The organism is Aeromicrobium sp., assembly GCF_025965075.1.
GTDB lineage: Bacteria > Actinomycetota > Actinomycetes > Propionibacteriales > Nocardioidaceae > Aeromicrobium.
The window spans coordinates 1-7945 of the sequence record NZ_JAOPXQ010000191.1 but is presented as its reverse complement, the minus strand read 5'-3'; the positions used below and the strand labels follow the sequence as shown (position 1 = coordinate 7945).

The following is a 7945-nucleotide window of genomic DNA, read 5'->3' as shown; positions in this document are numbered from 1 at the left end:
GGCCGCGGCCGGCACACCTCGACCTCCGCGATCAGCCTCGAGCTGCCGTTCGGCGGCTGGATCATCGACACGCCGGGCATCCGGTCGTTCGGGCTGGCCCACGTCGAGGTCGACGACCTGATCAAGGCGTTCCCCGACCTCCGCGACACGACCCGCGACTGCCCGCGCGGCTGCCTGCACTCGGCCACCGAGCCCGAGTGCGCGCTCGACATCGCGGTGGCCGACGGGACCCTGGCACCCGAGCGGGTCGAGTCGTTCCGACGGATCCTCGCGAGCCGTGACCAGAAGGACGAGTACTGATCGGGTGAGCCCCGGGCGGTTTTCGGACCGCCACGCCGTACCCTGAGGGCCATGGCTCACTCGTACAACGACGACCTGCGCCTCGCCCACGTGCTCGCGGACAACGCCGACAACCTCTCGATGGACCGCTTCCTGTCCATCGACCTCCAGGTCGACACCAAGCCCGACATGACGTACGTGACCGAGTCCGACCAGGCCGTCGAGGCCGCAATCCGGCGCACCCTCAAGTCCGCGCGCGGCCGGGACATCGTCCTGGGCGAGGAGCAGGGCGAGGACGAGGGCGCCACGGGCGGCCCCGGCGGACGCCGCTGGATCATCGACCCGATCGACGGCACGTCCAACTTCGTCCGCGGCGTCCCGGTCTGGGCCACCCTGATCGCGCTGGAGGAGGAGGGTGAGATCGTCGCGGGCTGCGTGTCCGCCCCGGCCCTCGGCCGCCGCTGGTGGGCCAGCAAGGGCACCGGCGCCTACACCGGGAAGTCCCTCATGTCGTCGCGGGAGATCCGGGTCTCGCAGGTCTCCGAGCTCGGCAGCGCCTCCCTGTCGTACGCCTCGCTGGGCGGCTGGGACGCGATCGGCAAGGCCGACGCGTTCGCGGCGCTGATGCGACGCTGCTGGCGTACCCGCGCGTACGGCGACTTCTGGTCGTACATGCTGCTCGCCGAGGGCGCGGTCGACATCGCCGCCGAGCCCGAGCTCAAGGTGTGGGACATGGCGGCGCTCGACATCGTCGTCCGCGAGGCGGGCGGCCGGTTCACGAGCCTGGCCGGCGTCCCGGGCCCGTGGGGCGACAACGCGCTGGCGACCAACACTCGCCTGCACGACGCCGCGATGGCGTACGTCGGGCACTTCCCGGACCAGGGTCCGCCGGACCCGGCATGGGGCGACGAGCCGGAGGACGACGGCGCGGAGCCGGACAACGTCCGGGCGTTCGAGTTCTCCCGCGAGCCCGCCGACGAGACCTCGTAGCCGCGCCCTCGCGCCCCGAGCGTGACGGGGGTTACAGTGCGAGGAAACGACGAAGGAGTCCCGCATGCGCGTCAGCGACGTCCTGGCATCCAAGGGAAGCGATGCCGTCTACACCATCTCCCCCGACGCGACCGTCCGTGAGCTGATGGACACGCTCGCCGACCTCAACGTCGGCGCGCTGGTGGTGAGCGGCGACGGCTCGTCGATGCTCGGGATCGTCTCGGAGCGTGACATCGTGCGCAAGCTCCGGGACGTCGAGAACCTCCGCGAGATGCCGGTCTCGGAGATCATGACGACCGATGTGCGGGTGTGCGGCCCGACCGACTCGTTCGGCGGGCTGATGGCCATCATGACCGAGCACCGGATCCGCCACGTGCCGGTCCTGGACGAGGGTCGCCTCGTGGGCGTCCTGAGCATCGGCGACGCCGTCAAGCACCGCATGGAGCAGCTCGAGTTCGAGCGCGACCAGCTGACCCACTACGTCGCCGGCGGCTGACCCGCGAGTGGCGCACTCCGACCCGCGAGTGGCGCAGAAGTGGACGACACACCGTCCCGTTTTCTTCATTGTGCGCCAGTCGCGGATCGTTGTGCGCCAGTCGGGGTCAGGGCAGGGCGCGGAGGGCGGCCTGGGCGGCGTGGAAGCCGGCCATCCCGTGCACCCCGCCGCCCGGGGCGCTGGACGCCGAGCACAGGTAGAGGCCCGGCAGGCCCAGGTGGTGCGGGTGCACGCTGACCCGCGGGCGGACCGCGGTCTGCCACGGAGTGATCGCGCCACCACCGATGTCGCCGCCGACGTAGTTGGCGTTGTACGCCTCCAAGTCCGCCGGTGAGTGCGTCGCGGTCGCGACGATGCGGTCCCGGAACCCGGGCGCGAAGCGCTCGACCTGGCCGATGATCGCCTCGGTCGCGTCGCCCGTCCAGCCCTGGGGCACGTGCGCGTAGGCCCACACGGGGTGGACGTCGCCGACCGAGCGGGACGGGTCGGCGAGGTACTGCTGGCACAGCAGGACGAACGGGCGCTCGGGCATCTGCCCGCGGCTCGCAGCCCGGTCCGCGGCGTGGATCTCCTCGAGCGTGCCGCCGACGTGGACCGTCCCGGCGCGGCGGGCCCAGTCGTTGAGCCACGGCACCCCGCCCTCGACCGCGAAGTCGACCTTGAATGCCGCCGGGCCGTGCTTCCACCGGCGCAGGGGGCGGGCGACCCGGGCCGGCAGTCGGTCGCCGACCATCGCGAGGACCTGGTCAGGCGACGTGTCGAACATGACGACGTCGGCGTCGGGCAGCGTCGTGACGCGGGTGCGGGTCTCGATCCGGCCGCCGGCGTTCTCCAGGACGCTCGCGAGCGCCCGGCCGATCGACGACGACCCACCGACCGCGACGGGCCACCCGTAGGAGTGGGCCAGCATGCCGAACATCATCCCCAGCGCGGCCGTCGTCGGCCGGGTCAGCGGCTGTGCGGCGTGCGCGGCCATCCCGGCGAACAGGGCCCGGGCCTCCTCGGTCTCCCAGCGGCGGGCCAGCATCGTGGTCGACTGCATGCCGCGGGCCAGGAACGGCACCAGCTCGCGCAGGTGGTGCGGCGCGTGCAGGATCGGCTGGAAGATCTCGGTCGCGAGGTCGTCGGCCCGCGCGGCGACGGGGGCGAACAGCCGCCGCCAGGACTCGCCGTCGACGCCCAGCATCGCGGCGGTCCGGTCCAGGTCACCGAACACCACGCCGGCCCGTCCGCCGGCCAGGGGGTTGGCGACCTCCACCTCGGCGCGGGCCCAGGTCAGGCCGTGCGACTCCAGGTCCAGCGAGTTGAAGAACGGCGAGACCGCACCGGTCGGGTGCGCCGCGGAGCAGATGTCGTGGACCAGCCCCGGCACCGTGAGCTCGGCCGAGCGGGTGCCGCCCCCGATCTCGTCGTGCGCCTCGAGGACCGTGACGTCGACCCCGGCCTGGGCCAGGACGATGCCCGCGGACAGCCCGTTGGGGCCCGATCCGATCACGACGGCAGTGGTCACACCGATGAGCCTATCGAGGACCCCCGAGCCGGGTCGGACGACGACAGGCGGGGAACACTTGAAAACGATGTATTACCGATATATCGTTAACACATCGACAGCATGTCGAAGCGCGAATCAGAGGACAGGAAGTGGGTCACCCCCCATGCGCAACACCAACTACTCAGACCGCCGCCCGGCCGATCGTCGGCGCGGCAGGAACATGCCGGACCGTGGGTTCGGCGGCGACTTCGGTCGCGACTTCCCCTTCGCCGGTGGTTTCGGCGGCCCCGGGTTCGGCGGCCCCGGCCGCCCCCGTGGTCGTCGACGCGGTGGCCGCGGCGGCGACGTCCGTGCCGCCGCGCTGCTGCTCCTCGCGGAGGGGCCCAAGCACGGCTACCAGCTGATCCAGGAGATCGGAGAGAAGAGCCAGGGAGCCTGGAACCCCAGCCCCGGCTCGATCTACCCCGTCCTCCAGCAGCTCGAGGACGAGGGCCTGCTGACGTTCGAGCGGGTCGACGGTCGCAAGACCGCGACGCTGACCGCCGACGGCACGACGTACGTCGAGGACAACCGCGAGCAGCTCGGCACCCCGTGGGAGGCCGCCCCGGGCGACCAGCATCGGGAGATGCACGAGTTCGCGCACAGCCTCAAGGGCTTCATCAACGCCTGGAAGCAGGTCGCCCAGGCCGGCACGCCCGAGCAGCGCGAGAAGGCCACCGCCGTGGTCGAGGACGCCAGGAAGGCGATGTACCGCATACTGGCCGACGATGACTCATGACGGACGCCTCTCCCTGCCCGAGAGCGAGATGACCTGGCGGTTCTCCCGCTCCTCGGGCGCCGGCGGCCAGCACGTCAACACGACCGACACCCGCGTCGAGCTGATCTGGTCGCTCACCGACACCACCGTGCTGTCCCCCGCCCAGAAGGAGCTCGCCGCGAGCAGACTGGCCAACCGGCTGGTCGACGGGCGGATCACGGTGGTGTCGTCGCAGTACCGCTCGCAGCACCGCAACCGCGAGGCTGCCCGGGTACGCCTCGAGAGCCTCGTCTCCGATGCCGTCGTCCCACCGCGGCAGCGGCACAAGACCAAGCCGACCCGCGGATCCAAGCAGCGCCGGCTCGACGCCAAGAAGCGGCGCGGCGCGATCAAGCAGGGTCGCAGCGGCGGCTGGGAATAGCCGATACCTGACAACGGTTGTCATCTGTGCGCAATGTTCCCGCGCCCAGGAAGGACAATCATGAAGGTCCGTAGCTCACTCGCCTCGCTCAAGAACCAGCCCGGCTCCCAGGTCGTACGTCGCCGGGGCCGCACGTTCGTCATCAACCGTGACAACCCGCGCCTCAAGGCCCGTCAGGGCTAGAGCACGATCCGCCAGGTCTGGAACTCCGCCACGATCCGCATCCCCAGGCGCTGGTAGAGGCCCAGCGCGCCGGTGAGCCCCGAGGTCGAGAGCTCACCGGTCGCGCAGCCTCGCTGCCGGCCGGCCGCGAACGCCTCGGCGAGCAGCTCCTGCGCGATCCCCTGATGTCTCCGGTCCGCCCGGACCGCGAGCTGCGGGATCCAGGTCGTGCCGGCGCTGTCGTGGACCGTCGCGACGCCGACGATCTCGCCACCGGCCCGGGCGACCCGGAAGTGAGCGGGATCCGCGCCGTCCCGATCGACGATCACGGCTCGCCAGTCCTCGTAGGACCGGCGCACCCGGCCATCCCACTCGGCGAAGGCGTCCTCGATGACGGCGTGCACGGCTGGCGCGTCGTCGTTCGTATAGGTGCCGATCGTGACGTCGGACGGCAGCGCGTGCCGGGTCAGCGGGACGTCGGGGTCCATGCGGAGCACCCAGTCGCGGTGCACCGGCTCGTAGCCGCGCGCTCCCAGGAGCTCGGCCGCGGCGGCGTCGGCAACCGCGGTCTCCTGCTCGCCGTGGCCCAGGTCTCGTTCGCGGGCCCGGGCCTCCGCCCACGGCGCGAGGGTGCTGCCGATGCCGCGACCCCGGTGGTCGGGGTGGACGTCCACCATGAGGTGGTGCCGGTCGTCGACCAATGCTCCGCCGACCAGGACGTCCCCGTCGAGGACGCCGACCGAGTCGGCGGCCAGGTCGATGCTGGGCGCCGACCACTGGCCGGCCACGTCGCCCTCGTCGATGAACGACTCCCCCACGAAGTGCCGCTCGCTCGCGGCCAGCAACGCCGTCACGGCCGCCACGTCCGCCATCCGGAGCGGCCGGGAGGTGAACGGAGCCGGGAGGGAGAGCGCCATGGTGACCATTCAACCAAGCCTCGGCCGGGCCGAGTCGCCGATTGACGGTGCTGCGCCCGGGTACTCCCCCGGCACCATCCCTCCAGGAGGCACCATGACCGTCGCCCCGCCCGAACCGCCCGCCGAGGACGTCCCGAGCCCTCCGCCGACGCCGGACCTGCCGGACCCCGCGTTCCCCGAGGTCCTGCCCGACGCCGAGCCGGGCACCGAGCCCGATCGCGAGCCCGCGACCCAGCCCGACGAGAGGTAGCCCCACCCGTTCGTGGCGTCATGCGAATCGAGGCCCCGAAGCTCGATTCGCATGACGCTGCGCGCGCGCTTTCAGTAGGCTGTGGGTCCTCGGCACACTCCCCCCGGCCGGGACACTCCCTCACCAGAAACCGCCAGGAGCCCTCCCATGCGGACATCCAGGACTGCCCGCGTCGTCGCGGCGGCCGTGGTCACGACGATCGCGTCGGCCACCGTCATCACCTTCGCCCGTGGCGACGAAGCCCCGTCCAGCACGCTCGCCGCGGCGCCGGGTGGCACCTCGTCGCCCGTCCGCGACGGCTCGACCCCCGCGGACGTCGCGGACGAGCCATCCGAGGAGCCGACACCGAGAGCCACGCCGGCCTCGGACGACTCCTCCGGCGACCGCAAGCGCCCGCGGGACAGGAGCACCGGCCCGCGGGGCTCCGGCCAGACCCCGGGGTCGAGCCCCTCACCGGGCCCGACCGCTGACCCGGTTCCAGCCCCGCAGCCCGACCCCGAGCCGGCCCCCGCACCCGAGCCCGCCCCGGCACCTGCACCCGCACCGACGCCGGCCAAGCCCAAGGGCCTGCTGCAGACCTTGCTCGGCGGCTAGCGTCACGACGGAACGCAGCTTGAGTTCGCAACCCCCGAAAGGAGAGGCTTTCGCACGTGGCCGACAACGCGACGATCCAATCCTCGTACGCGCTGACGTTCGGTGCCCTCCTCGTCGCCAACACCGCCACCGTTGCCGCCGCCTACGCCCTACTGATCGACAACGGAAGCATCCGCTGCTCGCTCGCTGCGACTCTGCTGGTCGTCGTGGTCGTCGCTCAAACCGTTCGGTACGGACCGTTCCTGCCAATGCTCTGCTGGGTGTCGACCGTCCCCGTCGCCATCGGTATGGCACTCCTGGTCGCCGCCCACCCCGTCCTCGACTGGTCTGGCACTGGCGAGCCTGACCAGCTGGATCTCACGCCGATCGTGCCGGTGATTGCGGTGGCGTATGCGACTGGTTTCGCGTTCATCGCTGGTACCGCGCACTGGGGCTACTTAGCCATCCGGAATGGCCAATCCCGCAGTAGGAAGCGCTAAGCCTGCCAGCTCCCAATACACCCAATGGCCCGTGCGTTGGCTACGGTTCCTCGTGCGCAGGTTCCGTCGGTCGTAGTCATTGCTGGTTGTTGCCACTAGCGATGCGTCCCGACGGCGGGTATGCCGATGAAATTACTGCTCGCTCGTCGCGGGCCCCGTCACGGCGGGTCCACCGCCTGATGGCACGTCTCCCTCGCACAAAACCTCTCGGATCTCGGCTGCGGCTACCTGCGGCACATAGGTGATGTCCATACATAACCGTCCCCCTCGCGAGTCGACGGCGCGCAGGTCGACAATCTCGGCACCTTCGCCACAGATCGACATACCGTAGCCAGACTTGGCCAGGACGGCCGAGCAGCTTTCAGAACCACTGACGTCGTCACCCTCTTCAGCGCGTGTCAGTACTGCTTTGCCCTCTGGACGTAGGTCACAAGGTCCAAACTGAATCCCGGCAGACTTGGGCTCATGCACCATCGTCTCGTCGGGACAGAGTGGCGCAATACTTCCCGGCGCGCCGCTTGCCACTTCGGCTACCTCTTCCAGCGACGTGGATCCATCGAAAAGTTCGTCCGCAGTTGGCGCCGCGATTATCGACTCCCGCGGAGCGTCCTGAGGGGATGCGGCAGCCCATGTCGCTCCTACGACTCCCCCTGCAACTACCGCTGCGGCAGCAATGGCCAGGCTTGATCGTCTGCGCACAATTCCGCCCCTCACCTACCGACATCGACTCCTCGATCGGTGAGGAGATCGTATGCTTCTCCAGCTCCACTGGCGACTATGCGCCAAAACCCGGAGGTTGCAGTAGGAGTATGGATAGCCATCTGCACTGAACGCCTAGCTTGCCCACTGCGGAGGTCGTCATCCCAGTGCGCCTCGGACGATTCATAGGATGGGCTGTCGGTCCGGCGTATCTCAGACGCGTCGGTCAAACTCGACCAAGCCTGCCCGTGTGACCCCACCTGGGCGTGCCGGTGGGCCGCCGGAGCCTTGGGGTCAGGCGGCTTGGCGGTAGCCGGTTCGTCGGCGCCGACGCAGGGGGCGGTTGGCGCGGTTGGTGAAGGTGAATCCGTCGACCGCGTTGCCGCTGATGTGCAGGCCCCCCTTGTGG

General features: G+C 70.5%; 11 protein-coding genes. 9 read left to right on the top strand and 2 right to left on the bottom strand.

Features of this window, described 5'->3' with window-relative positions:
* From rsgA to JWQ91_RS11595, 3 genes are all read left to right on the top strand, one after another.
* On the top strand, window positions 1-300 hold a 300-nt coding region (gene rsgA, locus JWQ91_RS11605; protein ID WP_297784005.1), incomplete at its 5' end, for a GTPase RsgA.
* Between the two features lie 51 nt (window positions 301-351).
* Window positions 352-1269 carry an inositol monophosphatase family protein gene (locus JWQ91_RS11600; RefSeq protein WP_297784002.1) on the top strand — a complete coding sequence of 306 codons (918 nt, stop codon included), beginning with the start codon at window positions 352-354 and terminating at the stop codon, window positions 1267-1269.
* Between the two features lie 64 nt (window positions 1270-1333).
* A complete protein-coding gene (locus JWQ91_RS11595; protein WP_297783999.1) occupies window positions 1334-1765 on the top strand; it encodes a CBS domain-containing protein in 432 nt (143 codons plus the stop codon).
* A gap of 106 nt (window positions 1766-1871) precedes the next feature.
* Here the strand turns inward: JWQ91_RS11595 and JWQ91_RS11590 are convergent, their stop codons facing one another.
* A complete protein-coding gene (locus JWQ91_RS11590; protein ID WP_297783996.1) occupies window positions 1872-3275 on the bottom strand; it encodes an NAD(P)/FAD-dependent oxidoreductase in 1404 nt (467 codons plus the stop codon).
* A 145-nt stretch (window positions 3276-3420) separates the two neighbouring features.
* Between JWQ91_RS11590 and JWQ91_RS11585 the strand changes: the two genes are divergently transcribed.
* Genes JWQ91_RS11585 through ykgO form a run of 3 tightly spaced genes read left to right on the top strand, consistent with a single transcriptional unit; the run spans window position 3421 to window position 4618 of the window.
* Complete coding sequence (locus JWQ91_RS11585; protein WP_297783993.1) at window positions 3421-4035, top strand: PadR family transcriptional regulator; 615 nt, start codon at window positions 3421-3423, stop codon at window positions 4033-4035.
* Window positions 4025-4435, top strand: coding sequence for an alternative ribosome rescue aminoacyl-tRNA hydrolase ArfB (gene arfB, locus JWQ91_RS11580; RefSeq protein WP_297783991.1), 411 nt, complete (start codon window positions 4025-4027; stop codon window positions 4433-4435). Before JWQ91_RS11585 ends, arfB begins: the two co-directional genes overlap by 11 nt.
* 60 nt (window positions 4436-4495) lie before the next feature.
* Window positions 4496-4618, top strand: coding sequence for a type B 50S ribosomal protein L36 (ykgO, locus tag JWQ91_RS11575; protein WP_297783989.1), 123 nt, complete (start codon window positions 4496-4498; stop codon window positions 4616-4618).
* Here the strand turns inward: ykgO and JWQ91_RS11570 are convergent.
* On the bottom strand, window positions 4615-5514 hold the full coding sequence (locus JWQ91_RS11570) for a GNAT family N-acetyltransferase (RefSeq protein ID WP_297783986.1): 900 nt from the start codon (window positions 5512-5514) through the stop codon (window positions 4615-4617). The two genes, ykgO and JWQ91_RS11570, sit on opposite strands and share 4 nt — an antisense overlap.
* 94 nt (window positions 5515-5608) lie before the next feature.
* Between JWQ91_RS11570 and JWQ91_RS11565 the strand changes: the two genes are divergently transcribed.
* From JWQ91_RS11565 to JWQ91_RS11555, 3 genes are all read left to right on the top strand, one after another.
* On the top strand, window positions 5609-5764 hold the full coding sequence (locus JWQ91_RS11565) for a hypothetical protein (protein WP_297783983.1): 156 nt from the start codon (window positions 5609-5611) through the stop codon (window positions 5762-5764).
* 147 nt (window positions 5765-5911) lie between these two features.
* A complete protein-coding gene (locus JWQ91_RS11560) occupies window positions 5912-6358 on the top strand; it encodes a hypothetical protein (RefSeq protein ID WP_297783980.1) in 447 nt (148 codons plus the stop codon).
* Between the two features lie 56 nt (window positions 6359-6414).
* A complete protein-coding gene (locus JWQ91_RS11555; RefSeq protein WP_297783977.1) occupies window positions 6415-6837 on the top strand; it encodes a hypothetical protein in 423 nt (140 codons plus the stop codon).
* Window positions 6838-7945: the final 1108 nt, after the last annotated feature.